We start from the raw sequence: 25,477 nt of genomic DNA on the forward strand, positions 1-25,477 counted from the left end.
CCGCTTGAATTAGCGGCTTAATCGTACATTATGGAAAAGTTAGCTCATCAATTGCTCTACAATTTGATTGACCTCAGCAAAAGGATATCGTTCCAGTTGACCAAAGCCATCCATTTTACTGGCTTTTAATTTTGTAATGAGTGGGTTACTAATACCACATAAGAACCGACTCACAGCTTTAGCTGACAATGGTTCATCACTGGCCGCCACAAACAATGGCTGAACCCATTGTTGTACTTGGTTAACATCAATATCAGGCAAGGTTTCGCGGGCCAATTTAGCCACTCGTCCGCTGCAGACGGAGCAATGACCACACTGCCGTGGCGCTTTATCATCCGAAAAGTAGCTTGCTAAGGTGTAACTTAAGCACTGCTCAGATTCAAAATAGCCCAGCATTGCTTGAATACGTTCAATTTCACTATGTTCTTTTTGCGTAAATAAGTGATATAAACGTTCAACGAGCTCGCTTTTTGGGATCTGTGTATTAAGCACTTGATAAACATCAGTAACTTGCTTGCTCTCAAGTTCAATCCACCCCTGCTCATGAAAATAATCGATAGCAGCAACAACTCGTTTGCGCTCCGCTTGATGTCCCATCCATAATGCATCGAAATCAACCGTCGACCACGTTTTTGCGCGAACAGAACACTGAAATATGGCTTCGACAAAACTGCGTCTTTCACCTTGGAAACGATGTATGATTGCCTCTGCCGTCTCAATAAATTTAAAGCGGTAGTTAGCAAAATAACTGTATTGAGATCGAATAACCTGATTAAGCTCAAGATAAACCAGTAACGTCTTGAGTGGTAACTGCCTTATATTACTTTCTCGAGACAGGCTATTCATCATAACCTCCCACTGCGCACCACTGGCATAAATTTCATCCACCACTGTAGCAATGGACGATTTATCTGGCGTATCACCATACACAAAGTTTTCTAACACATTGACATGATCAGTATTCGCCAACGTGATACAGCGTGAAGGTAAACCATCACGTCCAGCACGCCCGATTTCTTGCGAGTAGTTTTCAATCGATTTTGGCAGGTCAAAGTGAATCACACGGCGAATATCAGACTTATCAATTCCCATGCCGAAAGCAATGGTGGCGACGATACAGTTGCTCTCCCCTATCATAAAGCGTCGCTGAATATCTTCACGCACGTCACTTTTTAACCCTGCATGATAAGCCAGTGCTTTCACACCAGTATTGGCTAGTTGTTGAGCAACCCGTTCAGCGGTTTTTTGCAGTGTGACATAAACAATCGTCGGAGCTTGTGTATCGTCTTGAATTAGATGAATTAATTGATTGAGTTTATCCTGTTCACGGCAAGGAATAACGTCCAATTCAAGATTGTTACGATAAAAGCCAGTCACAGTGATGGCATCTTTACTGATGGCAAATTTATGGCACATGTCCTCAATCACTTGAGGCGTTGCCGTCGCAGTCAACAACAACACTTGCGGGATATTCAGTAGTTGACGATACTCAGGAAGTTTAAGATAGTCCGGGCGAAAATTGTGTCCCCACTCAGAAATACAGTGCGCTTCATCCACCACAAGTAATGAAATAGGTACGTGAGAGATGAATTCTCTAAAGCGTTCATTTTTCAGTCTTTCGACAGAAATCATCAGTATCTTCAATTCACCATTACGCACTTGCTGCATGACCGCTTGCGTCGTTGCTCGATCCTGAGTTGAATCAATACTGGCGGCAGCAATTCCTTTACTGTGTAGAAAATCCAGCTGATCTTTCATTAAAGCTAACAGGGGGGAAATCACTAAAGTAAGATGAGGTAACTGCAATGCAGGCAGTTGATAACACATAGATTTACCAGAGCCGGTAGGAAAAATTGCAGCCGCAGATTGACCATTAACAACATGCTGGATCACCTCATTTTGCCCCGGTCTTAACGAGTCAAAACCAAAATATTGTTTGAGTGTCTGTTCAATCATTGTCCTAACCTACTTATTTTCAATTCACTGCTGGCAATTGTAACAACTCTAAGCGTTAGCAGGCGACCTTAGACTGGAAAATGTATCGCAATACCACCACAAATGCCGACAATCTGAGTACTTTCCCTTTTAAGCCAGACACTTTTCCATAGATAGGTGCACAATTCCCGCTTCAACAAATTCATCGCCAAACGGTAAAAAACCAAGTTTAGTATAAAAATCAATGGCATGTTTCTGCGCACCTAAATACACACGCGGATAATCATGGCTCGCAGCATACTCGATTAACGAACTCACGACTTTCGCCCCGATACCAGATCCTCGATAGGCTTTTTTCACCGCGACTCGGCCAATATGACCATCACTCAGCATCCGCCCAGTAGCCGCAGGCTCGCCATCAACAATAATTAACGTATGGACCGCTTGATTGTCTAAACCATCAAACTCAATATCCGGATCAATTCCCTGCTCTTGAATAAAAACCTCATCACGAATGTGACGAATAAACGGCTCAGCATCCTGATCATATTGCACAATATTTACCTGCAACTTTTTAATCCTCAATGATTTATAACGAAGTAACCCCACATTAACACATAACTTCCGTTACAGGGACAGACACCTTAAAAATTGGCATTGTTGAATGACATTTATAAGGACAGACACTTTTACATACCCAGAATTTTAAATTTTCTAATAGGGACAGACACAATAACCAAACCATAAAAAAGCAGCTTACTTCTTAGTAAGCTGCTGATTTAACGAATGGCTAATAGTGCCTGTCCTTATAAGAAGAAACTGATTTATCAAACGACTAACAGTGCCTGTCCCCGTAATCGCGTCGCAAAAGCGTCGTAATCGCCTCTATTGGTCGAGGCGAGGATAATCGGTATAACCAATGTCGGTTCCACCGTAGAGGTTGTCACTCTTCACTTCGTTGAGCGCGAGATTATTAGCTAAACGATAAGGTAAATCGGGGTTAGCAATATACGGACGGCCAAAGGCCACTAAATCGGCGTAACCTTTATCTAATACCCAATCAGCCCGCTCCTTGGTGTAGTTACCTGCCACGATAATCATATTAGGGAAAATAGCGCGAGCGAGTGCGCGAAATTCCTCAGGGACATCAGGTTCTGCATCCCAATCCACCTCAGCAAAATGGACAAAACCAATATTAAGATCTGCCATTTTTTTCATTGCCAAAAGAACAGTCTCTGGCGTATCAGGATCATCCATACCGCGAGCTTGATTATGCGGAGCAAAGCGAACACATATATTGGATGGCGGAAAGACATCGACTAAACGAGCCAAAATTTCAGTGACAAATCGAATGCGATTTTCAGGAGAGCCACCATATTCATCCGTGCGTTGGTTAGAACTTTTACGCAGGAATTGGTCGATGAGGTAACCATTGCCGCCATGCAACTCTACCCCATCAAACCCAGCCAATTTTGCATTTTGAGCTGCTTTAACAAAATCATCTTGTACACGATGAATATCATCAATGGTCATTTCTTTTGGTGGTGTACATTCATGCTCTTGGCCGCCAATACCATTTTCATTAGCAATCCAAACACCAATCCCTTTTGGCGTTGGAATTGCAGAAGGAGCCAATGGAGCTTCGCCATGGTGAAACGTTTTGTGAGACATGCGACCGGTATGCCACATTTGTAGGAAGATTTGGCCGCCATTATCATGCACCGCTTGGGTCACTTTCTTCCAACCGTCGACTTGCTCATGAGAGTGCACGCCGGGAGTAAATGAATACCCTTGCGCATCTTCAGACACTTGTGTGGCTTCAGCAATCAGCAACCCCGCTGAGGTGCGCTGGGCGTAGTAGTCCGCCATTAATTGCGTCGGAACATTACCCGGCTGCGCTGATCGGCAGCGAGTCATTGGCGGTAATACAATTCGATTTTTTAAATTCAACTCACCAAAAGTGAGTGGTTCAAATAAATTACTCATATTTTTACCTTATTGGATGAGTCAGCCGAACAGATGGATTCACATAGCCAGCGACTGTTGTCTTTTCACACTCATACCATTAAATGTAATAAGTAAATCAAAATGATAACGACAAGAATTCGTCGATATATGCCGTTATCTTTGAACTTAAGCCCATTTAATCGTATGAATAAGTAAGTTTTAGTGTAATTAATTTTGCATATATTGATAATGGACAATATCACTAAGTCTGTATTTGGGATTTCTTAATAATATGGTGGAGTATATTTCGGATTTACGACTATTTTTAACCATAAGCCGTACTCTAAATTTTCGTGAAGCAGGTGATCGCTTAGGCTATTCGCCTGCAGTTGTGACCACTCGCATGCAACGCCTTGAATCTATGACAGGTAAAACTCTGTTTATTCGGTCAACTCGACACATCAAATTGACCGAAGAAGGTCATCAAATGGTTCGCTACGTTGAACAACTGTTAGATTTAAGCGAACTCATTAGTCGTTCTGATACCGATCCTGACGATACAAGCAATTTAAAAGGCTTGGTTCGTGTCACTGCGCCTCATTCATTTGCTAGAATTTTTTTACTCAAGCCAGTGCAGTTATTAATGGAGACCCACCCAGAGCTCACCATTGAGCTTATTTTGGAAGATAAGTTAAGTAAGATTGTTGAAGAAGAAATCGACATTTGTTTTCGAGTGGGAGGAGATCTCGAACCCCATATTGACAGCATTGACCTTTTCGCTGACAAGCGCATTTTAGTTGCATCGCCCAGTTATATTGAGAAAAATGGTGCTCCCCAAACGATTGGTCAACTTAACCAACATCAATGTTTGGGCTATCCACACGCAAAGTTTCTGACATTATTTGATAAGCAGCAAAAGCCAACTCGCGTTCCTTTATCAGCAGTATTAACCTGTAATACGGGAGACTTTTTGCGCCAATTAACCGTTGAAGGCACGGGCATCACCACGAAATCATCTTGGTCTATCTGCGATGAACTCTCATCCGGCCAATTAGTTCGTGTGCTTCCTGACTATACGGTTGATTCACAACGTATGGTACGTGCTCTGTTACCAAAACGAGATTACACCCCTACTCGGGTAACCCATGTACTTAACACGATTAAAGCCTATATCGATCAGCAAGGTATTGATTGAATATATATACCCAAACAACTTCAAGATACTGAAACTTCATCTTGAGGTTACTTGGGTGTAAAGCATATCGAGCATCACTATTATTAGCGCGCCTTTCCTTATAACGAAGGAATAAACTGGGGTAATGTCATTTTGAAATGATCGTGATCCGCTCGAATTTAAGGTGATGAAAATATTCACGAAAAATCAATAACTGCGCATAAAACACTGGCGATATATCAGGTTCATAAGAACGTGGCGGTCGCCCGGTGATAATTTCTGCGTATTCACCGAACAGACGTTCTAAATCGACACGGTTTAGAACCATAGTCTCAGCCTCTTTGACGAAACATTGCATGGCAAAAGAGCGGACAAACGCTAAATTCGTTACCCACTCAACCCCGAGATGAGGAATATTCGCTGCAACTTTCATGATTTCGTCTTCAATATAGTTAATCGCATATTCCAATTCGTCGGTAGTTGGCGGCTCTTGTGTAAAAAAGCGTTTCGCGACGAGTTGATATCCCACAGGAATAACAACACGTGTTGCCTTATCTTGTGCAGTGAAAAGAAATTCAGTTTCATCGCCCCCTATCGACATAACGACAGAATCACTATGCTGCTGCGCATAGTTCTCAAGAGGCGCACCTATTAATGTCATCTAACTTTTCCCATTGATTAAGTTCGATTTTTATTTTAGCACTTCGATAAGCTGCACTTTGCTATTCATGCAACATAACGCGATTTAATCAGGCTTAACCAGAGGAAACGCATGTTCATCTATTTCAGCTCGAACACGGGGTAAGCTAGTGGGATAGTGTTGTTGAATAAAATCAATCATTGCCTCACGCACCAAACAGCGTAAATCCCATGCCGTTGGTGAGTTTTTTGCCGTCATGAGTAGACGAATCGTCATAGTTCGCTCAGAGCAGTCCGTCACCTGAAATGCTTTGCCATCTCTATCCCAAAGGTCACAACCATCGAGTACCCGATCAAACTCTTTGCGTAATGGTTCAAGAGGTAATGTGTAGTCAACATATAAGGTCACTGCGCCCAGTATTTGAGCCGTAGTACGAGTCCAGTTTTGAAAGGGATGCTCAGTGAAATAGGTAATCGGCAACACCAATCGGCGCAGGTCCCAGATTTTGACTACGACATAAGTGAGGTTAATTTCTTCAATCCAACCCCACTCCCCTTCAACCACCACTGCATCGTCAATTTTAAATGGTTGAGTAAAGGCGATTTGGATACCAGAAAAAAGATTACCTAAGGTTTTTTGCAATGCGAAACCAATAATAATCCCAGCGACACCTGCCCCGGTTAAAATCGTGGTACCGTATTGACGCACACTATCAAAACTAAGTAGCACCGATCCGGTCGCGATAATCGAGATGATCACGACCGCAACCTTTTTGATGTACATAATTTGCGTACGAGCTTTACGGGCTTTGAGATTATCAGCGGGAGAAATATCGTAGCGACGATAAAGCATGTCTTCAACCACATTCACCAAACGAGCGATAATGAGCGCGATCGAAATAATGATAACAATCTGTAATCCTTGGCGAATTCTATCTATGGTTTCTGGGGAAAAGGCCAACCAGCCGACACTGATATGCAAAAGTATTCCGGGAATAAACAATAGCCACCGACCTTTCAAGTGACGTTGTAATGACTTAAAAAGTAAACGGTCGCGCTCTAGTGGTGTGTTTTCTTTAGCAGTATTGTACTTAAAAAATAGCAAGAGTAACCAGCGAGCGAGTGCGCCCACCAGCAAAGCAACGACGACGAGTGCGATTGCTGATAGGATCGGATAGGTTGAGAAATATAGATTCGGATCAAATTGCATATTAAAAGCGTACGCAACGAACAAATATTAATCAAATTGAGCGCCAAATATTGGGCATAATTTCACCCAATATTGACCTAACTGTTCACAACTTACTATTCCGACAGTACAGAAAATAAAGCAGAGTATTCATTTCTAACCTATTGAGTCACATCGATCATACGCACAAATTTGAACTGCTTATTTTCGTAGGTATATTGAAAAATGGCACAGTTAGGTATGCCATTTTTAATCACTTCACGATAATTGTCGTTCCATTGAATCAAAAACTGCTTGCAAGACCCCGAGTGCGATACGGCTAAAACGCATTCATGCTCAGGACGTTCCATTATGTCTGTACACGCTTGTACTACTCGCTCACGAACCTGTATTTTAGATTCACCGCCAAATTGCAGATAATAATCTTCCCGCATCTGCTCATTTGGGTGTAAATCTTCACTTTCGCCTTCATAAGTACCAAAGTTGATTTCTTTCAATCCCTTAATACGCTCATAAGGCATTTTATGTTGTGTGGCAATTTCTGCAGTATCACAAGCACGTTCAGAGGTTGAACTATAAAGGTGGTCGATATCTATATTGGCGAAAAATTTTGCTGCCGATTCCGCCTGAGTAATACCTTTTTCTGTCAGTGGCGAATCGCACCAACCTTGAATTTTTCGACGTAAATTAAACAGGGTTTGTCCATGACGCATGAGGTAAAATGTTTTAGCCATCGTTATTATTTCTCCTTATATGACTAGAAGTTACTCAAGATGCTGTTCAGCAAGAATGGTTTCGCTCTTAGGCAAAGCGATAATGTGAAGATAGAGTGATCGCTACGCTGAAAATCAGTCACACCACATCGGTGTGAATAAACTTACCATCTTGGGGTTATCTTTAGATTAACAAACCCTTGGTCCATCACCAATAAATAGTCACCAAAGTGAATAAAAAAACGCCGCTCAATGGCGACGCTCTTCATTTCGGTTGCAATGCATTACAGCAAACGCTGCCCTTCAACCCCGGTTAAGAAATCTTGTAAAATCTGGTCAGGGCAAGGACGGTAGTGCTTATTATCTGGCTTGCGGAAAAATGCACTGAGTTCATATTTAGTCAGCTCAACCCCCACCAATTCAAAAATATTCAAAATATCTTCTGTTTTTAAATTCAATGCAATACGTAATTTTTGAAACACCATATTATTGGTAAGATTAGCCTCTGGCTTTGGCTGCTCTCCATCGCGCTTACCACGTTTTTGGTTGATGAACCCATTAAGAAATGTAGAAAGTTCGACATCTTTCAGCTTCTTCGCGCCTTTTGCACTCTCATCTGCCAGCCACGCTTGGACTTGTTCCGGCGTTACGGTTGTCTCTGCTTGGGCAAAGATGGCAATGATCTGTTTATCTTTTAAATTAAAAGTGGTGCGCACAAGACGCAAAACGTCATTATTGTTCAAAATGGATCCTGATCTTAGGTAAGCCAGCATAATCAACGTGATTTCTGGAGTGCGGCGATAATAGCAAACTTATTGATGAAGCCCAATCTCTATCCGTTCTACCGATCCAACACATCAATCGCTAGTTATTTTTAAACAGCCCATACACTGCATGGTTAACGATACGCCCATTAAGATTTTCTGCGTTTGTAATTACCCCCTCAAGGGTAAAACCTAAACGTTCACACAGTGCGCGACTCGGCTGGTTTCCTTCTGCGGCATGAATTTCTACTTTTTCTAAACCGTATTGTTCAAATGCCAAGGCAATCATTTTCTAGACTGCACGCGTCATAATACCTTTGCCTTGCCAGTCATGACTCAACCAATAGCCAATTTCGGCTTTCTTTAATGAACGATGAATAGCATTAAAGGAAATATTGCCCACCAACTCATTTTGGTAAAATACTGAGCAGGTTAAAGACTTACCTTCTGCGTAATCTTGTAGTGAAGATTTAATAAAACTCAGAAAAAACTCTTCACCATACGCATTTTGTGGCCATGCCAGCCATTGGCTCAAATACTCGACTTGAGCACTAACAACACGATAGATCTCTGGAGCAAATGAAGGTTGCACCAACGCCAAACTGATTTCGTTATCGACCTTTAAACTGAACACATGAATTCCTTTTTAGTTTCTATTACAACTATTCACACGCCTATTTTCGTTTTTCACCAAGATACTGGCTAAATCGTAATAAATAGCCATCTGGGTCTTGAACCAAAAATTCTCGCTGCCCCGATAGCATTGCGCCAGTGTCATACCAGGTATCGCTTATAGAGCGAAACAAGGTGCAATTAGCAGCGACAAGTCGTTCATATACGGGTGTAATGTCTTCAAGCTCGATTTGAAAGTTTACCCCACGCCCTAACGGATAAGTAAGATCTGCTGTATTCCAACCCTGAGCATGAATTTCTTCTAACATGATATGGACTTGCCCATACACTAAATAAGCAAAGTGTGGGTTATCTCTTTGATTGCGAATCGAGAAACCAAGCACATCACAATAAAACTGCATTGAGCGCGTAAAATCCGTGACAGATAGCTCTGGTACCATAGGATTCCAATACTCTTCCATTTCTGTTTCTCTTTTGATGACTCGACCATTCATCCTACTTATTTTTGCAGACAATGACGAGGGGAATTTCTATTAAATAAAATATTAAGATATTGATAAATAGAAAAAAGGTGGAAAACCACCTTTATAACTCAGCAAGATTTCGTGGGCTCTTGTATCTGGTACAATTGGCGATGCTCATCACAAACATCTTCACACTGACACTCACGTTCAATTCCTAGGGTAGCCAACCCACCGCAACTCCCTTTGATACTCTTTCTCTTCATCAATACACCGATCGCCATCAGCGCTATTACCGCGAGAAAGACCAAAAATGTTATCAGATAAACCATAGTAACCTCCGTCATCATCAATTACGCCAAAGTTTATAGCATATGCTAATTACCAGCAACTAAAAAAAGGCAAACACAATACGGTTTGCCTTTCTCGATGCTCTTGCAGTGAGAATTTACAACAGACTTAAGATGTCACGTGAGAATGACGATGAGCCCCCAGCCATTGATACATCACAACGCACGCAATACAAATAGCCAATGCAATACGTGTTGCTCCTAATACACCTTGCCACCCCATGCTGCGATAGAAAGGCTCAAGCAAGAACACACCAAGGCTCGCACCTGAATAATAAAACAGACTGTATAGCGCTTGCGCACTTCCTTTTGATTTTGTCGCCGTTCGGCCGACTAAAGTACTGGCTTGAGCGTGACAGAAGAAAAAACCGAATGATACCAATACCATACCAATAATCATGGTGTATAAATTAGCCCAACTCATTAAAAAGTTTGCCAGCAGCATGATGCCAATACCCACAGAAATACCAGCAATTTGACTGTGCTTTTTCGCGAATTTACCCGCCAACGAAGAGCTCATGGTGCCACCAAGCAAGGTTAAGAACATGAAGCTACGAATATCACTCGGTAAATGATATGGATAGTCACTTAACACCATCATTAAGTAATTGGATAGATTAACAAACGTACCAAACGCTAAGCATATGAGAAGGTAAATAACCAATAATTGGGGTTTTCTTAAATGATGGCCAAATGCTTTGATACTTTTGCCTAATTTTAGTTCGGTCTTTTTAAAGTGACGCTGTTGCGGCAACAGATAATACACCACACCGTAGAGCACAGCCGTTAAACCCGCGATAACAAATCCACCATTTTCCCAACCAAAATGTTCTGCACTAATTCCACCTAACAGTCGGCTACATAATCCACCTAAGGTATTAGATGCAATGTAAAAGCCCACTGCGCCGGCAAGCCAGCTTTTACGTAACTCTTCCCCAAGAAGAGGCACGGCTAACGCGGGCGTTACCGCTAAAAAGACACCTTGGAGAAACCGCACCGTAAGAAAAAGTGGGTAATTTGAAATCAAAGGTAAAGCAAGAGATAAGACTAAGCCGATTGCCGTTCCACCCAGCAATATTTTGCAACGCCCAACCGCATCAGACCAACTGGCGAAAACAACTAATCCAACACCCATTCCCAGTAGAGGTGCTGACATGGCGAAGTTAGCGGCCAAAGAGCTAACACCGAAGTCTGCTCTTAAGACTGGTAGCAGTGGTTGCAGCCAATAAATGTTGGCAAAAGTGATCACGGAGAATAAACAAACACAAATAACAAAACGGGTGTAATGGGATAAATTTTTCACTGCTCTAGACTATAAATTATTCAAAGGGTTTAAAGTTCGACTGTTTACAAAGCAAAGAATAACCAGCATGCAACAATAAATAAAATATGTTGTATTTATCTTATCCATCGATAAAATTTATACCCTAATCATTGCTATTGACAAATCACAAAAAACAAGGATTAAACGCTTTCATATGGAACTTCGACAACTGCGTCATTTCGTCACAGTGGTAGAACACGGCTCAATTTCAGCTGCTGCTCGAGAACTGAACCTTGCCCAACCTGCAATAAGCAGCAGCATTAAAAAGCTTGAACAAGAATTGAATATGCCACTCTTCAATCGCCGAGATCGTGGTATAGATTTGACGATTGCGGGTCAGAAGTTTGTACCCCATGCCCGACAAGTATTAAGCCAAGCTCATGACGCAAAGTTAGCGATGCAAGCATTAGAAGGCCTAGACCATGGACAAGTAGACTTAGCCGTACCCAGTATGTTGGGTTCCTATTACTTTCCACCGCTACTCATGGCGTTTCGTCATCAATACCCCAACATTGAACTGAATATTTTGGATACGGGTACGCGCAACATCAAGCGCTTGTTATTGGAGGGAGAAGTCGAACTTGGTGTAGTGGCCAGTAAGGACTTAACACCTGAACTTGATAGCGGCCCGCTAATTCGTGAAAAAATGGTAGTGTGCATGGCGGTGGATCATCCACTCGCAGAAAAAGAAGAGATAGAGTACAGCGATTTCCTATCGCACGATTTAGCCCTATTTCGCCGTGGCTATTATCACCACCTACTCCTTGATAGGATCAGTCGCAAAGAAAATATCAAACCAAAAATCGCGTTTACCAGTAACCTATTGCCACTGATAAAAACCGTGATACGGCGTGGTTATGCCATTTCTCCAATGTGGCAGGTCGCCATTCAAGACGACGATGAAATTATCACTCGTCCTTTTGCAGATTCTTTTGAAGTTGATGTGAGTCTCGCATGGAGAAAAAACAGCTACTTATCACGAGCCAACCAAACTTTTCGTGACTTCGTATTGGATCAAGTGAACAGCCAAGAAGCGGCTCTGTAGTCATCATCAAACATAAAAAATCCCGCTTGATGCGATTGAATCATCAAGCGGGATCGTTATTAAGATGAGATATCTATTCAAACACTGGCGCGTCGTAATCGTAACCTTCATCGGTATAAGCGGTGACCTTAGCGTCTACAACTAAACCCGTTTCCGCCGCAACTTGAGTCTCAAAGAATTGCTGAATCTGCTTACGACGACCATGGGCAGCCCACGCAGCAGCATTTTGCCAAATTTCATTGAATACAATTGGATAATCGTTACGCGTGGCACTTGGGTGATCAATTTGGCGAGTCACCGTATATTGAACACACCCTTCTTCGCGATGAGCATCCGGTTCTAGTGCTTTCAATACTTCAAACAACTCCGCTTCTTTACCTTCTTTAGGTTTGAATTGCGCGAATACATACACTCGACTGGACATAACGTTTCCTTCTAATCTTCGTTGTTAAGCGGTGCTGATGGTAATCGAGTTGATTGTAATCCCATACACATTGCAGTCAAAGTTGTGATATTGATTCGGTTATGCCCTAGTAACCTGAAGATGCTGTTTCAGAGAGAATATATTCGCAGTTATCCCTGAGTGATATCCATATTAGCGATCACTATTCCAGCTTATATTGTAATTTAATACTCTAATACATTTATTTTGCATAAAATACCTACAAATATAAGAAACGATATCCGATAAAAATAATATTTTTATATAATAAAATAATTAAATATAGATAAATTAACGTCTTATGCTAGGACGCGACATGTCCACATTCAAATAAACTTGATATTAAAGTACATATTAATCATAAAGTTATTGAATCATCATCTCAGTTAATATGAATTTATTGATTTATTATGAAAAGAATCACTTTCTGTTAAATAAATAAGGAATATTATTTTAAAAATAATAAAAAATTTAATCATTTTATTTTAGCTAATTTAATACAAACGAGTTATACAAGGGAAACACAATGAAAACAATATATAAGGGTTTATTGCTATCCACTGCGGTGCTCACCACCCCGTTTGCGATGGCATTAGATAATGGGGTGTATACAATCACCTCCAAATACAGCAGTAAGTTATTGGAAACAACCAGCTGTCTAGAAGATGATGGGGATAACGTTGGTGTCTGGGAATCAACAGGTTACGACTGTCAAAAATGGCTCATCACTAACCAAGGTGATGACCAATATGCCATTATTAACTTAAATAGTGGCAAAGCGCTTGAAGTGTATGAATTTTCCGACGATAACGGCGCCAATGTTGATCAATGGGAATTCCATCATGAAACTGGCCAATTATGGACAATCGAAGAGAATGACGGCTATTACAGTTTTGTCAACGTAAGCAGTGGCAAAGCTCTAGACCTCTATGACTTCGATACCTCTAATGGTGCCAATGTTGACCAATGGACCTACACTGCCAACGATGCCCAATTGTGGACATTAGACAAAACCAAGGCGGTAGAATCAGAACCTTACGACCCTTCCGAAACCGGTGGTGATACTGACCACTGGGATTTATCGGGTAGCTTAGTCACTCACGATCCAACATTAACTTATGAAGATGGTATCTGGTGGGAATTCCAAACCAGTGATACAGGGATTGCAGGCAAGTATTCAACAGATGCATTAACTTGGTTTACTGCTGAAAACATCTTCGCTGATGGATTGGACTGGTGGACAACTTATGTGCCAGACAATGACGGTTTGAACGTATGGGCGCCAGATATTAAGTTCTATAACGGTACAGCGTGGATGTATTACGCCATTTCTACCTTCGGCTCCAACACATCTGCGATTGGTTTAACCTCGACAGACAGTATCGCAGGTGGGGACTGGGAAGATGACGGTATGGTCATCAATACCACAGAAGACGATGACGACTATAATGCGATTGACCCAGATTTGGTTGTTGCTCGTGATGGTTCACCTTGGTTAGTCTTTGGTTCATGGTTCTCAGGGATTAAACTCACCCGTATTAACCCTGAAACAATGAAACCATTTGGTCCCCTGTATGACCTTGCCTATCGTTCTGGTGGCATTGAAGCGCCAAGTATCATTTACCGTCAAGGCTACTATTACTTGTTCGTTTCGATTGGTATTTGTTGCCAAGGTGTTGATAGTACTTATCAAATTGCTTATGGCCGCTCAAAATACATCACAGGTCCATATGTCAATAAAGATGGCGATGAAATGCTAGATGGTAATGTTGAGATCTTCGACTCTGGTAACGATCGTTGGGTTGGTCCTGGCGGTGAGGATATCTTAAATACTGACGTCATCATCAGACACGCTTATGACGCTGATGATAGTGGTATCGCGAAAATGCTCATTAGTAAATTGAACTGGGATTCTGATGGTTGGCCAACATACTAACTCATGGTAAACCAATCCCCCCGCTACTTACTGTGATTAGAGGGCTCGCAATTCCATTTCGTTCCTAGCAGTAGTAACGACGTTTGAGAGTTAGGTTAGTGTTGCTTAACTCTCCTTTTTATTAAAAAAATGGGCGTCTTGTATAGCAAGACGCCCATTCATTATTAGCAATAATTAACGCTTAAATAGCACCATCATCGCAGCGATATTACGCGCGGTAAGTTCTAGGTTAGCCGCTGCATCTTTTAATGCTGTCGCCAAATCTGTTGCACCAGGAACGACATCAAATACCGCATCGATGCCGTGTTCATGCACAACACCACAGTCTTGTGACAAACATCCAGCCACACCGACTACTGGGATATTGACACTTTGGCATAGCTTAGCAACACCACTTGGTGTTTTACCGTGAATCGTTTGGCTATCGATACGGCCTTCACCAGTGATAACAACATCTGCACCTTCAATAGCTTGCGCTAGTTGAACCGCTTCGACAACGATATCAATCCCCGACTTCATGGTTGCTTTTAACAATCCATATAGAGAGGCCCCAAGACCACCAGCCGCACCAGCTCCAGGTACATCTTTCACATTCACATCAAGCTGATGCTGCACAATATCAGCAAAATGATTGAGGTTAGCGTCCAACGTTTCGACCATCTCTGGTGTTGCCCCTTTTTGCGGACCAAACACATGCGATGCACCTGTAGGACCACACAGCGGGTTATTCACATCACAGGCAACATCAATCGTTATATCAGCCAAACGAGGGTCAAGCGCAGATAAATCGATCTTAGCTAACTTATTCAGTTCACCACCGCCGAAACCTAACTCTTCACCCTGCTCATCAAGGAATTTGATCCCCAACGCTTGGCACATACCAACACCTGCGTCGTTGGTTGCACTACCACCAATACCAAGAATGATGTGTTTAACATTTAAATCTAATGCCGCTTTAATCAACTGGCCAGTACCATAACTGGTCGTTTTGAGTGGATTGCGTAACTCACCCGTCGCAAGATGAATGCCCGACGCAGAAGCCATTTCAATCACAGCGGTTACACCGTCGCCCATCAAACCGTATTCTGCCGCCACATCTTGACCAGTAGGGCCAAGCACGGTTTCAGTACGCAATGTTCCTTGGCTAGAATCAATTAAAGATTGCACCGTTCCTTCGCCGCCATCAGCCATTGGTACCTTTACAATCTCAGCATCAGGAATCACTTTACGGATGCCTCGTTCTATGCTGTTGGCGACTTCTAACGCAGTCAAACTTTCTTTGAACGAATCGGGTGCAATAACAATTTTCATTTTTCTCTCCAATTAAAGTCCAAATACGTTAAACACACCGAATAGCAATACAGACACGATAGTCATTACTAAACCGACTAATGATTCGTATGGGACCAATTTTAAACGTTGGCCAATGTTCATGTTCACAGCACCGCCCGTCGCGTGGAAGAAGCTACCGTGAGGCATGTGATCTAATACCGTTGCACCGGCATGAATCATTGCAGCTCCCGCTAACCCTGGGACACCTAGTTCTAAAATAGTAGAACTAAATACGTTGGATGCGACAGCCGTACCTGCAGTCGTTGACGCTGTAGCTAACGACATCATGGCACCAGAAATTGGAGCTAATAAATAAGAAGGCAGGCCTGAGCTAGTTAGAAGGTCAATCAAACCTGATTTTAAACCTGAATTCGCGATGATACCGGCCAGTGTCCCCGTACCCATCAACATAATCGCAACCGGTGCCATGCGAGACAGACCAGAGACAGCGAAGTTATTAATTTCTTTTGTCTTCTTCATGGCGATAGCACCAACCAAACCACCAAGCGGTAAGGCAATCATAGGATCCACGTTGATACCAGCAATTGGACGCAGTGACAATGTCACAATAGCTACAAGCGGTGCTAAAATTGAGCATGCGAAGCTTGGTAAGTCACCATGGGTATGAGCAATCACTTCTTGTTCTTGAACTTTATTACCGTGATTAACCAAACGGCGAGATAACCAGTACGCAAAAATTAAACCACAAAGACCCGGAATAACCCCTGCCATCATGACTGATGTTAAAGGAACATGGAATGCATCTGATGCTGCGATTGCATTTGGGTTTGGTGACATAATGTTACCCGCTTTACCACCACCGATCATCGCTAGCAAAATGGCTGTTTTCGATAAGTTAGCACGACGACCAATAGCAAGCGCAATTGGAGCAACTGTAATAACAGCAACGTCAACGAATACACCAACCGCAGTTAAAATCATGGTTGCGATGCCTAACGCAAGCAAAGCGCGTGTTTCACCGACTTTTCTTACGATAGTTTCCGCGATACGAGTCGCAGCACCAGATTCGATAAGAACACCAGCAAGAACACCGGCTGCGAGAATGCGCAATACGGCTGTCACAATGCCCTGAGCACCGTGAATCATTAGCGTCACCGTATCAGTCAGTGAGACACCGCCCACGATGCCGCCGACAAGCGCACCTAAAATCATGCCGTACGCAGGTGGAACTTTCTTCAATATCAATCCAATAGCAACAACAAGAGCAGCAAACGCTCCCAAGGTAGAGACTTCGGTCATGATTCTTTCCTTATTTTTATATTTAGGGATTTATGCGGGCGATGATATTGATTGGCTTATGGGAGCTCAATGTCAAAATTGACAGTAAGGGATGCATATTCACAACGCATTTTGTGCACCTGCACAAAATGCTGTGCTTTATGAATAATATGTTATCGCAGTGTAAATCTTAAATAAGTCATCTAACCTATTGAAATCTAAGGATATAACACTTTCTATTTTGGCTAAACGATAACGTAATGTATTACGATGAATACCAAGTTGTTTACACGTTTTAGGTTGATCACAATTCTGGCTTAAGTATGTCTTCATCGTGAGGATAAGCACCAAGTTGCTATCAACATTTTCTAATTGTGTCAGGGGTAAACGTAACTGATGACGTACCCACTCTTTGTCTTCTAGAGTACAAAATTGGTACTTGAAGACATTGTCATCGTACATCACCACTTTTTTACGAGAATCAATACGATTATCAAGCGCTAAACGCGCAGTCTGGTATGAAAGCGCAATGCCATTTAACCCAGGGAAAACACTGCCAAACGCCCCTCTGATCGATAGCCCCTTGTGATTTTCAAGATAACGAACCAACTCTTTTAGCCAAGTGTGTTTGTCTTTGTCATCATTTTTTAAAATCACAATTTCACGCTGAAATACCGACAATGTACTGACCAGTAGGCTTTTTTCATAGAGATAGATTTCCTCCACCAGCTCTTGAAACAGCGCTGTTGAAATAGGATCGGAACTGTTTATTTTTAATATTCCAACCACCTTAGCAGGTGAGAGATCGTATTTTACAAAGTCGGCAATATTGCTAACGTATTCTTTATCAGCATGTTTTTCTTGAATTAATAGTTCTAACAGGTCTTCTTTGTGTTTACTGACCGTATGAATTTTTGACATCAAATCCAAGTTTTCCAGAATGAGCTCGGTTGCCATACTCACTAAATGAGCGAGCTCTTCCACGACATCTAACGGACCATTAACCCCGATAACGCCAATAATGTCGCGTTTAAAATAGATGGGGATATTAATTCCCTCTTTGGCACCTTTACGTAACAACGCAGTATCACTGCTTAGTTTAACGACTTTTCCTGTCATCAATACTTCGAGTGCGCCGTCATGAAAAGTATGAACTCGGCTCACATCTGAAGAAGCAATAATCACCCCTTCATGATTCATCACATTAATGGGCAAGCCAACAATGGAATAAGACCGTTCGACAATTTTATTGGCCGTGTACTCATTTAATTGCAAAACAAACTCCCATTATGGTGGTAATACGTCGAACAGAGGATCGTTGTTCCCTGTCAAATCTGAGCGGCTGATAATATACGTTTCACTTGTGATAACCAATCTTATCCGCCCAATAACTGAGTAGTTTCTCATTTGTCTTGTTCATTTGGGAGATAAGTTCTCTGGTCTGGAACCTAGTTTGGGCATTTTTATTTGTTCGGACTTGTATTCTCCCTATTGAATATCGACACCGAACCATTCAAAATCAATTTATCAGTCAGCATGTTACGTGGTTAGCACCACTGCTTTTTAATAGGGATATTATGACATTTACATTTTCTAAACTTTCTCGAGCACTGTTTACCGTCGCCACTCTTTCTTCCTGTGCGGCTTTTACTGCAACGGCCGCACAAACGATCCCGACCATTACACCCAAGGTATTAGTTGTCACCATGTTCGGTAGTGAGGCGCAGCCTTGGTTAGAACATCAGCAACTGACGCAAAATTACGAGATCCCGGGTTTAAGCCGAGAATATCCAGCGTTACATTGCAACGAAACAGGGTTGTGCATGGTGACAACCGCGATGGGGTATGCCAATGCCTCGGCAACACTCACCGCTTTAGAATTCGCACCGCAAGTCGACCTCACAAACAGCTACATCATTATTGCTGGCATCGGTGGTGTCGACCCAGATCAAGGAACCCTTGGTTCCGCTCACTGGGCTCGCTACGCAATTGATGGCGGACTGACTCATCGCATTGACGCACGCCAAATGCCAAAAGACTGGACCACCGGTACATTTGCTCTCGGTTCCAATAAGCCCGGTGAAAAGCCGAAATGGAGCGCAGGGACTGAAGTTTTTCATCTTAATGATGCGTTAGTTGATAAGGCGTATGCCCTAAGTAAACACGTTGCCTTATTAGATTCTGATGCGGCTGATAAAGATCGCCAACAGTTTACCGATTCAGCCAAAGCTCAAAGTAAACCATTTGTCTCTATCTGCGATACAATCTCTAACGATACGTTCTGGGTGGGCTCGAAGATTGCGAAAGCGATGGACAATTACGCAGCAACCCTAACCGATGGCAAAGCGAATGTCTGTACCACCCAAATGGAAGATAACGCATCATTAACCGCTCTGCAGCGCGGGGCAGATGCAGATAAATTGGATTTTAATCGTATACTGGTGTTAAGAACGGCTTCAGATTTTGACCAAGAAGCACCGGGTCAAACACCAATTGAAGCGCTTGCAGCCAACGGTAGTGGCTATGAGCCAGCCGAGGTTAACGCTTATCGAGTTGCTAATGCTGTCGCAAGCAATATCATAATTCGCTGGGACGAGTGGCAAAATGGCACGCCCCAATAAATCTTAGCCATTAAACAATAACGAGGAGCCCTAGTGGCTCCTTTGATGATTAACTCGTCCTAGCTATGCTTTCGTCTGCGTAGATAAAAATCTCGTCAACGCCTGCCAAGATTTCTTATCCGCATCGGCTCGGTAACGATCACTACCAAATACAGTAAATGCGTGCGGTGCACCGCTATAGGTAATCATTTCATGCGGAACATGGTTTTGTTCTAATTCAGTGGCTAATTGAGCAAACTCCGACATAGGGATCGCGGTATCTGCGCTGCCATGTAATATCATAATGGGCGCTGTCGTGTTGGCATAGCTTTGTCCTTTGGGTGTGGCTAGCCCACCATGGAATGTGACAAAACCTTGCGCTTTCATGCCCGCTCGCGCCGATTCTAATACTGCAGCACCACCAAAGCAGTATCCCATCACCACCATATTATTGATATTACCGCCAAGCGCCGCAGCCTTTTCAACACCAGCGTTCATTAACGCTCTAAGCTTATCGCGGTTAGTATAAAGCTCTCCGGTATGTTGACGCTTGTCTGCCACCTTAGTAGGGCGAACCCCTTTGCCAAATAGATCTACTGCAAACACGTTGTAACCCAACTCATTCAACATCTTCGCTCGTTTCTCTTCATATTGAGTCAATCCATCCCAATCATGTACTAACACAACCAGAGGGGCATCATGACTTACTTTTGCCCAGTACCCTTGATACTGTTTACCATCCACTTTATACACCACATTTTCCCCAGCCAAAGCTAGTCCACTGATACAGGCAAGTAAGGTGATTGCAAATAATCGCAGTTTCATAATGACATCCTTAGTCTAACGAAGCGTATTGGTAATACGAGATATACCAAGAATAGCGCAGTGCAGTGATGACACAAGATGAGAACAAATCCATTGGTGTTTCGTGTTTGATCTTTACCGCTCACCGATCAACATCACTAATTAATGAGCACTTTCTGCATAAGTACCTCTTAATGACTAGACTCTAATTACGCACATAACATTCTCACTAGGAGACTCGTAATGAGCTATCAGCACATTTTAGTCGCGGTCGATTTAACCGAATCGAGTAAAAAACTCATTAGCAAAGCCGTAGAACAAGCCAAACCTCATCAAGCAAAACTCTCGATTGTCTATGTCGACATCGACCATATCATCAGTAACCCCAAGGAAGAACAGCACTACCTTCAACAATTAGATGAGCTTGTTGCTCATTGTGATTACCCGATTGCAGAGACATCTGTCGTCATTGGTGAACTGCATATGAAGGTTGCGGGGTTAGTTAAATCAGACAATATCGATTTGGTCGTCTGCGGGCATCACCATACATTAATGAGTCGCATGTTCAGCTCTGCCCCCAAATTGGTGAATAACGTCGATGCGGATTTATTAGTCGTTCATTTAGACTAAAAGCCACACGCATCGGCGGCGGCAATATAATTCGCAGTACGTAATAGCTCATCGGCCGAAACAACAGAGGAACGACGAGTAAATTCACTGAGTTGATGACGTTCCATCTGCCTAATAAGTCGGTGTGCGTTCGTGTGCCTGTCCTTATTAAAGCGATATCTCCCTTCTTTTATTCTCAATATAAATTCATTTACAAACTTATTATTCACACAAGAAATAACTAATTGAAATAATGTTAAATAGTTATTTATTTTGTATAAAATTTGTGACGAGTAGTTAATAGGCTTGAGTAAAATTGCGTTACCGTACTCCCACAGCGCAATGTTGATGTCGTCAATATTGGTCCGCTGAGATTCTACTATTTCTATAAAAATACAACTAAATACACTGGGAGTTATGAGATGAATTCTTCATCAACAGATACGTCCCGTCGTCGTTTTTTAAAAAATGCAATTATCACGGTATCAGCAACCGCTATCGGACCCAGTCTGATTTTTCCGGCCCTTGCGGATCCTATTACGCAAATTGACCTCGACGCATACAAACCTATTTTCTTTAGTGGTGACGAATGGACCTTCTTACTAGCAGCAGTCGATAAACTGATCCCTGCTGATGAGCATGGTCCTGGCGCATTGGAAACCAATGTGCCGATTTTTATTGACCGACAAATGCAAGGTCGTTTTGGTCAGGCAAAAGACTGGTACATGCAACCCCCCTTTGCCCCCAACGCGGCGCCAGAATTTGGCTATCAATCCCCTTTAACGCCCGCGCAAACCTACCGCCTCGGCATAAAAGCAACCAATCTCTACTGCCAACAACAGTGGAATAAACCCTTTGCTAAGTTAGCCGCCGCCCAGCAAGTTACGGTACTGACTAACCTGCAAAAAGGCATCATCAAATTTGATGATGTCAGTGCTTCTCAATTCTTCGCGTTTTTGTTGCAGAACACAAAAGAAGGCTACTTCGCCGACCCAATTCACGGTGGCAACAAGCATATGGCGAGCTGGAAAATGATCGGCTTTCCTGGTGCACGCGCCTCATATAAGAAATGGGTGACCCAACCTAACGTCGAATACCCGCTAGGCCCAGTTAGCATTGAAGGAGAGAGAGGATAATTATGGCACGTCAGGAAAAACCCGTAGATGTGGTAATGGTCGGTCTTGGCTGGACCAACTCTATTATGGGAATGGAATTGACCGATGCAGGGTTAGATGTACTTGCACTGGAACAAGGCGATGATCGAGATACTGTTCCCGATTTTTCATATCCAAAAATGGCCGATGAGCTCACCTACGGCGTACGTTATAAATTAATGCGCAAACCCGCACTCACGACCGTTACCGTGCGCCACTCTATCGATGAAGAAGCGTTACCCTATCGTCATCTCGGCTCATTTTTGCCTGGAGATGGCGTTGGCGGCGCAGGATCGCATTGGAATGGCCACTCTTGGCGTCCAATGCCAGAAGAGCTACGTTTACGTAGTTATGTTGAAGAAAAATTTGGTCAAGACATTATTCCCAAAGACATGACGATTCAAGATTTTGGCGTCACGTATGATGAACTTGAACCTCACTTTGATTTCTTTGAAAAAGTGATGGGGGTATCAGGCCAGGCCGGTAACATCAAAGGAGAGATTCAGCCCGGAGGCAACCCATTTGAAGGGCCGCGGCGAAATCCGTATCCATTACCGCCATTAGTTCGTACATTAAACGACAGCATGTTCGCGGCCGCTGCCAAAGAAAAAGGCTTTCATCCTTTTCCTCTGCCAGCAGCCAATGCATCTGAAGCATACACGAACCCTTATGGAATGCAGCTTGGGCCATGTAACTTTTGTGGTTTTTGCGAACGTTATGGCTGTATCAACTATTCCAAAGCATCACCACAAACCTGTGTGCTTGGCGCATTGAAACAACGTAAAAACTTTCACTACCGCACCCAATGTGAAGTGACCAAGGTTAACCTCGATAAATCAGGTAAAAAAGCGGTAGGAGTCACTTATATCAACGGTGAAGGCAAAGAAGTTTTTCAACCCGCTAGCATGGTGATTGTCGGAACTTTTGCCTATAACAATGTTCGCTTATTGTTACTTTCTGGTATCGGTCAACCTTACGATCCGGTCCGTAATACTGGTACTGTTGGTCGCAACTATGCCTATCAAATGACCGGTGGTGCAACCTTGTTTTTCAAAGATAAAGAATTCAACCCCTTTATCGGTGCTGGCGCAAACGGCGAGATCATTGACGACTTTGCTACTAACCGTATCGATTTTCGCAAAGAGGGCTTTATCGGTGGCTCCTATATGAATGCTGGAATGACGAATGGGCAACCAATTCGTAGTATGCCTTTGCCAACTGGAACTCCAAGTTGGGGGTCTGAATGGAAAAAAGCAGTGAAAGAAAACTATGGCCACGCGATGAGCATTGGTTCTCACGGCTCGAATATGTCGTATCGTGACTGCTATTTAAGCCTAGACCCTACCTATAAAGACCGCCATGGTTTGCCACTGCTACGTATGACATTTAACTGGAAAGACAACGACATCAAAATGACCCAATTTATGAAACGCCAAATTGAGTCGATTGTGGACGTTATGCATCCTGATAACGTGAAATACAGCTTTAAAGATTTTGGGGTTAAATACGATGTCCGACCTTACCAAACCACTCACAACGTGGGTGGCGCAATCATGGGAACGAATCCTAAAACCAGCGTGTTGAATCGTTACCTTCAAAGTTGGGATGTACACAATGTGTTTGTGATGGGTGCCAGTGCCTTTCCACAAAACATTCAATACAACCCTACTCTATTAGTTGGTGCACTTACTTATTGGTCGGCCAAAGCGATTAAGGAAAAATATCTGCCTAATCCTGGCCCACTGGTTCAGGCATAAGGAGGAACGACATATGAAAACACTCATTACATTAGGGTCGTTACTTTCTGTTCTTTCTGTGGCTAGTTATGCAGCAAGCCCAACGAATCCGGATAACCAGCAGATTAACCAAGGTGAATACATAGCGCGAGCCAGCGATTGCGTCGCTTGCCATACTGCAGAAGGTGGCAAGAATTTTGCCGGAGGTCTTGCTATTGAAAGCCCGTTTGGCAAAATCTATTCCACTAACATTACCCCTAGTAAAACCCATGGGATCGGCAATTATAGCTATGCACAATTTGAACAAGCGCTACGCCATGGTGTAAGAGCTGATGGCTCACATCTCTACCCTGCCATGCCTTATCCTGATTACGCTAAGCTTAAAGATGATGATGTAAAAGCATTGTACGCCTATTTCATGCATGGGGTTGATCCTGTCGATGAAGATGCACCGAAAACCGATTTAAGTTTTCCGTTTAATCAACGTTGGGGCATTCGTTTTTGGAATTGGGTTGCAGCCGATGCCTCGCCTTATCAAAATGATGCGAAACAATCAGAAGCATACAATCGCGGCGCTTACCTCGTACAAGGGCCTGGCCACTGTGGCAGTTGCCATACACCGCGCGGTTTAGTATTTCAGGAAAAAGGGTATGACCACAAAGGTGGGGATTTCCTTTCTGGCGGTATGATCGGCATTTGGCATGCACCAGATTTACGTGCAGGTAAAGGCGGTGCCCTAGAACACTGGTCAAAAGAGGATATTGCAGAGTATCTAGCCACCGGACGTAATGTTCACTCTGCCGTTGCAGGTGAAATGACATCGGTAGTCGAGCACAGTTTAAGCTATCTAAACGACAGTGACTTAGATGCAATCGCTACTTACCTCAAAACTCTCCCAGGCGATGGCACGACTAAAGCGATATCAACTAATGAAGATAACGCTACCACGGCCAAGCTGGTTAGCGGTAAATACCCAGTTAATTCAGGAGAACGGCTGTACGTTGATAACTGCAGTGCCTGTCACTTCAGTAATGCCAAAGGTGCACCGAGAGTCTTTCCTGCTCTTGACGGTAATTCGTTAGTCAATGCGCAAGACCCAAGTGGTTTGATTCACGTCATTCTTGCAGGGTCAACGCTGCCTTCAACACCTAAAGCTCCAGAAGCACTGGCAATGCCGGGATTTGGCTGGCGTTTAAGTGATGAAGAAGTAGCAAAACTTGCCACTTTCCTACGAAGTGGTTGGCATAATAAAGCCCCGTCGGTCAGTGCGGATGATGTAGCGACGATTCGTAAAACCATCCCTAAATCAGTATTAGAAGCCGATAAGCCCAACGTCGAATAGGTTTGCATCTAACGTAATAAAAAAGGACACACAACGTAAATAGTGTTGTGTGTCCTTTTTTATTTTTGTTAAGTATCTGTCCCATTGATGTCTATTTCGCTTTATTTCG

General features: G+C 43.0%; 23 protein-coding genes and 1 pseudogene. 8 read left to right on the plus strand and 16 right to left on the minus strand.

What is annotated here, in order from left to right; translation table 11 throughout:
* Nucleotides 1–39: 39 nt before the first annotated feature.
* The 3 genes from I1A42_RS08600 to I1A42_RS08610 form a co-directional block, all read right to left on the minus strand.
* Complete coding sequence (locus I1A42_RS08600) at nucleotides 40–1,956, minus strand: RecQ family ATP-dependent DNA helicase (protein ID WP_196123228.1); 1,917 nt, start codon at nucleotides 1,954–1,956, stop codon at nucleotides 40–42.
* A 129-nt stretch (nucleotides 1,957–2,085) separates the two neighbouring features.
* Nucleotides 2,086–2,505, minus strand: a complete 420-nt coding sequence (locus tag I1A42_RS08605) for a GNAT family N-acetyltransferase (protein WP_196123229.1) — start codon at nucleotides 2,503–2,505, stop codon at nucleotides 2,086–2,088.
* Between the two features lie 315 nt (nucleotides 2,506–2,820).
* On the minus strand, nucleotides 2,821–3,921 hold the full coding sequence (locus tag I1A42_RS08610) for an alkene reductase (protein WP_196123230.1): 1,101 nt from the start codon (nucleotides 3,919–3,921) through the stop codon (nucleotides 2,821–2,823).
* A gap of 253 nt (nucleotides 3,922–4,174) precedes the next feature.
* Here I1A42_RS08610 and I1A42_RS08615 point away from each other — a divergent pair, with 253 nt between their 5' ends.
* A complete protein-coding gene (locus tag I1A42_RS08615) occupies nucleotides 4,175–5,077 on the plus strand; it encodes a LysR family transcriptional regulator (RefSeq protein ID WP_161158468.1) in 903 nt (300 codons plus the stop codon).
* A 127-nt stretch (nucleotides 5,078–5,204) separates the two neighbouring features.
* Here I1A42_RS08615 and I1A42_RS08620 read toward each other — a convergent pair whose 3' ends face one another.
* The 8 genes and pseudogenes from I1A42_RS08620 to I1A42_RS08655 form a co-directional block, all read right to left on the minus strand.
* Nucleotides 5,205–5,717 carry a Ppx/GppA phosphatase family protein gene (locus tag I1A42_RS08620; RefSeq protein ID WP_196123231.1) on the minus strand — a complete coding sequence of 171 codons (513 nt, stop codon included), beginning with the start codon at nucleotides 5,715–5,717 and terminating at the stop codon, nucleotides 5,205–5,207.
* An 84-nt stretch (nucleotides 5,718–5,801) separates the two neighbouring features.
* Nucleotides 5,802–6,905: a mechanosensitive ion channel family protein gene (locus I1A42_RS08625; RefSeq protein WP_196123232.1), complete on the minus strand. Its 1,104-nt coding sequence runs from the start codon at nucleotides 6,903–6,905 to the stop codon at nucleotides 5,802–5,804.
* 140 nt (nucleotides 6,906–7,045) lie between these two features.
* Entirely contained in the window at nucleotides 7,046–7,618 is a 573-nt protein-coding gene (locus tag I1A42_RS08630) for a histidine phosphatase family protein (RefSeq protein ID WP_161158471.1), read from the minus strand.
* Nucleotides 7,619–7,881: 263 nt separating this feature from the next.
* A complete protein-coding gene (locus I1A42_RS08635) occupies nucleotides 7,882–8,340 on the minus strand; it encodes a YehS family protein (RefSeq protein WP_196123233.1) in 459 nt (152 codons plus the stop codon).
* 121 nt (nucleotides 8,341–8,461) lie between these two features.
* Nucleotides 8,462–8,995 (minus strand): annotated as a pseudogene (locus tag I1A42_RS08640) (GNAT family N-acetyltransferase).
* 40 nt (nucleotides 8,996–9,035) lie between these two features.
* A complete protein-coding gene (locus I1A42_RS08645) occupies nucleotides 9,036–9,455 on the minus strand; it encodes a bleomycin resistance protein (protein WP_161158473.1) in 420 nt (139 codons plus the stop codon).
* A 131-nt stretch (nucleotides 9,456–9,586) separates the two neighbouring features.
* Nucleotides 9,587–9,787, minus strand: coding sequence for a (Na+)-NQR maturation NqrM (gene nqrM / locus I1A42_RS08650; RefSeq protein WP_161158474.1), 201 nt, complete (start codon nucleotides 9,785–9,787; stop codon nucleotides 9,587–9,589).
* 127 nt (nucleotides 9,788–9,914) lie between these two features.
* Nucleotides 9,915–11,108 (minus strand): MFS transporter, encoded by a 1,194-nt coding sequence (locus I1A42_RS08655; RefSeq protein ID WP_161158475.1) that lies wholly within the window; start codon nucleotides 11,106–11,108, stop codon nucleotides 9,915–9,917.
* 175 nt (nucleotides 11,109–11,283) lie between these two features.
* Between I1A42_RS08655 and I1A42_RS08660 the strand changes: the two genes are divergently transcribed.
* Nucleotides 11,284–12,174 carry a LysR family transcriptional regulator gene (locus I1A42_RS08660; protein WP_196123234.1) on the plus strand — a complete coding sequence of 297 codons (891 nt, stop codon included), beginning with the start codon at nucleotides 11,284–11,286 and terminating at the stop codon, nucleotides 12,172–12,174.
* A 73-nt stretch (nucleotides 12,175–12,247) separates the two neighbouring features.
* On the opposite strand, the gene I1A42_RS08665 is transcribed toward I1A42_RS08660, so the two are convergent.
* Nucleotides 12,248–12,598 carry a putative quinol monooxygenase gene (locus tag I1A42_RS08665; protein WP_161158477.1) on the minus strand — a complete coding sequence of 117 codons (351 nt, stop codon included), beginning with the start codon at nucleotides 12,596–12,598 and terminating at the stop codon, nucleotides 12,248–12,250.
* A 544-nt stretch (nucleotides 12,599–13,142) separates the two neighbouring features.
* On the opposite strand from I1A42_RS08665, the gene I1A42_RS08670 reads away from it, so the two are divergent.
* Nucleotides 13,143–14,552: a family 43 glycosylhydrolase gene (locus I1A42_RS08670; RefSeq protein ID WP_202436554.1), complete on the plus strand. Its 1,410-nt coding sequence runs from the start codon at nucleotides 13,143–13,145 to the stop codon at nucleotides 14,550–14,552.
* Nucleotides 14,553–14,726: 174 nt separating this feature from the next.
* Here the strand turns inward: I1A42_RS08670 and I1A42_RS08675 are convergent, their stop codons facing one another.
* The 3 genes from I1A42_RS08675 to I1A42_RS08685 form a co-directional block, all read right to left on the minus strand.
* Entirely contained in the window at nucleotides 14,727–15,863 is a 1,137-nt protein-coding gene (locus I1A42_RS08675) for a glycerate kinase (protein WP_196123235.1), read from the minus strand.
* Nucleotides 15,864–15,875: 12 nt separating this feature from the next.
* Nucleotides 15,876–17,144, minus strand: a complete 1,269-nt coding sequence (locus I1A42_RS08680; protein ID WP_161158380.1) for a GntP family permease — start codon at nucleotides 17,142–17,144, stop codon at nucleotides 15,876–15,878.
* A 138-nt stretch (nucleotides 17,145–17,282) separates the two neighbouring features.
* Nucleotides 17,283–18,398: a CdaR family transcriptional regulator gene (locus I1A42_RS08685; protein ID WP_196123236.1), complete on the minus strand. Its 1,116-nt coding sequence runs from the start codon at nucleotides 18,396–18,398 to the stop codon at nucleotides 17,283–17,285.
* Between the two features lie 302 nt (nucleotides 18,399–18,700).
* Between I1A42_RS08685 and I1A42_RS08690 the strand changes: the two genes are divergently transcribed.
* Nucleotides 18,701–19,744 (plus strand): purine-nucleoside phosphorylase, encoded by a 1,044-nt coding sequence (locus tag I1A42_RS08690; RefSeq protein WP_161158378.1) that lies wholly within the window; start codon nucleotides 18,701–18,703, stop codon nucleotides 19,742–19,744.
* Between the two features lie 63 nt (nucleotides 19,745–19,807).
* Here the strand turns inward: I1A42_RS08690 and I1A42_RS08695 are convergent, their stop codons facing one another.
* Nucleotides 19,808–20,548, minus strand: a complete 741-nt coding sequence (locus I1A42_RS08695) for a dienelactone hydrolase family protein (RefSeq protein ID WP_196123237.1) — start codon at nucleotides 20,546–20,548, stop codon at nucleotides 19,808–19,810.
* A gap of 222 nt (nucleotides 20,549–20,770) precedes the next feature.
* Here I1A42_RS08695 and I1A42_RS08700 point away from each other — a divergent pair, with 222 nt between their 5' ends.
* The 4 genes from I1A42_RS08700 (at nucleotide 20,771) to I1A42_RS08715 (ending at nucleotide 25,368) form a co-directional block, all read left to right on the plus strand.
* Nucleotides 20,771–21,157, plus strand: a complete 387-nt coding sequence (locus tag I1A42_RS08700; protein WP_161158375.1) for a universal stress protein — start codon at nucleotides 20,771–20,773, stop codon at nucleotides 21,155–21,157.
* A 401-nt stretch (nucleotides 21,158–21,558) separates the two neighbouring features.
* Nucleotides 21,559–22,272 (plus strand): gluconate 2-dehydrogenase subunit 3 family protein, encoded by a 714-nt coding sequence (locus I1A42_RS08705; RefSeq protein ID WP_161158374.1) that lies wholly within the window; start codon nucleotides 21,559–21,561, stop codon nucleotides 22,270–22,272.
* Nucleotides 22,273–22,274: 2 nt separating this feature from the next.
* A complete protein-coding gene (locus I1A42_RS08710) occupies nucleotides 22,275–24,047 on the plus strand; it encodes a GMC family oxidoreductase (RefSeq protein ID WP_196123238.1) in 1,773 nt (590 codons plus the stop codon).
* A 13-nt stretch (nucleotides 24,048–24,060) separates the two neighbouring features.
* Nucleotides 24,061–25,368 carry a cytochrome c gene (locus I1A42_RS08715; protein WP_161158372.1) on the plus strand — a complete coding sequence of 436 codons (1,308 nt, stop codon included), beginning with the start codon at nucleotides 24,061–24,063 and terminating at the stop codon, nucleotides 25,366–25,368.
* Nucleotides 25,369–25,477 lie beyond the last annotated feature (109 nt).

It is taken from the genome of Vibrio nitrifigilis (assembly GCF_015686695.1).
Taxonomy (GTDB): Bacteria; Pseudomonadota; Gammaproteobacteria; order Enterobacterales; family Vibrionaceae; genus Vibrio; species Vibrio nitrifigilis.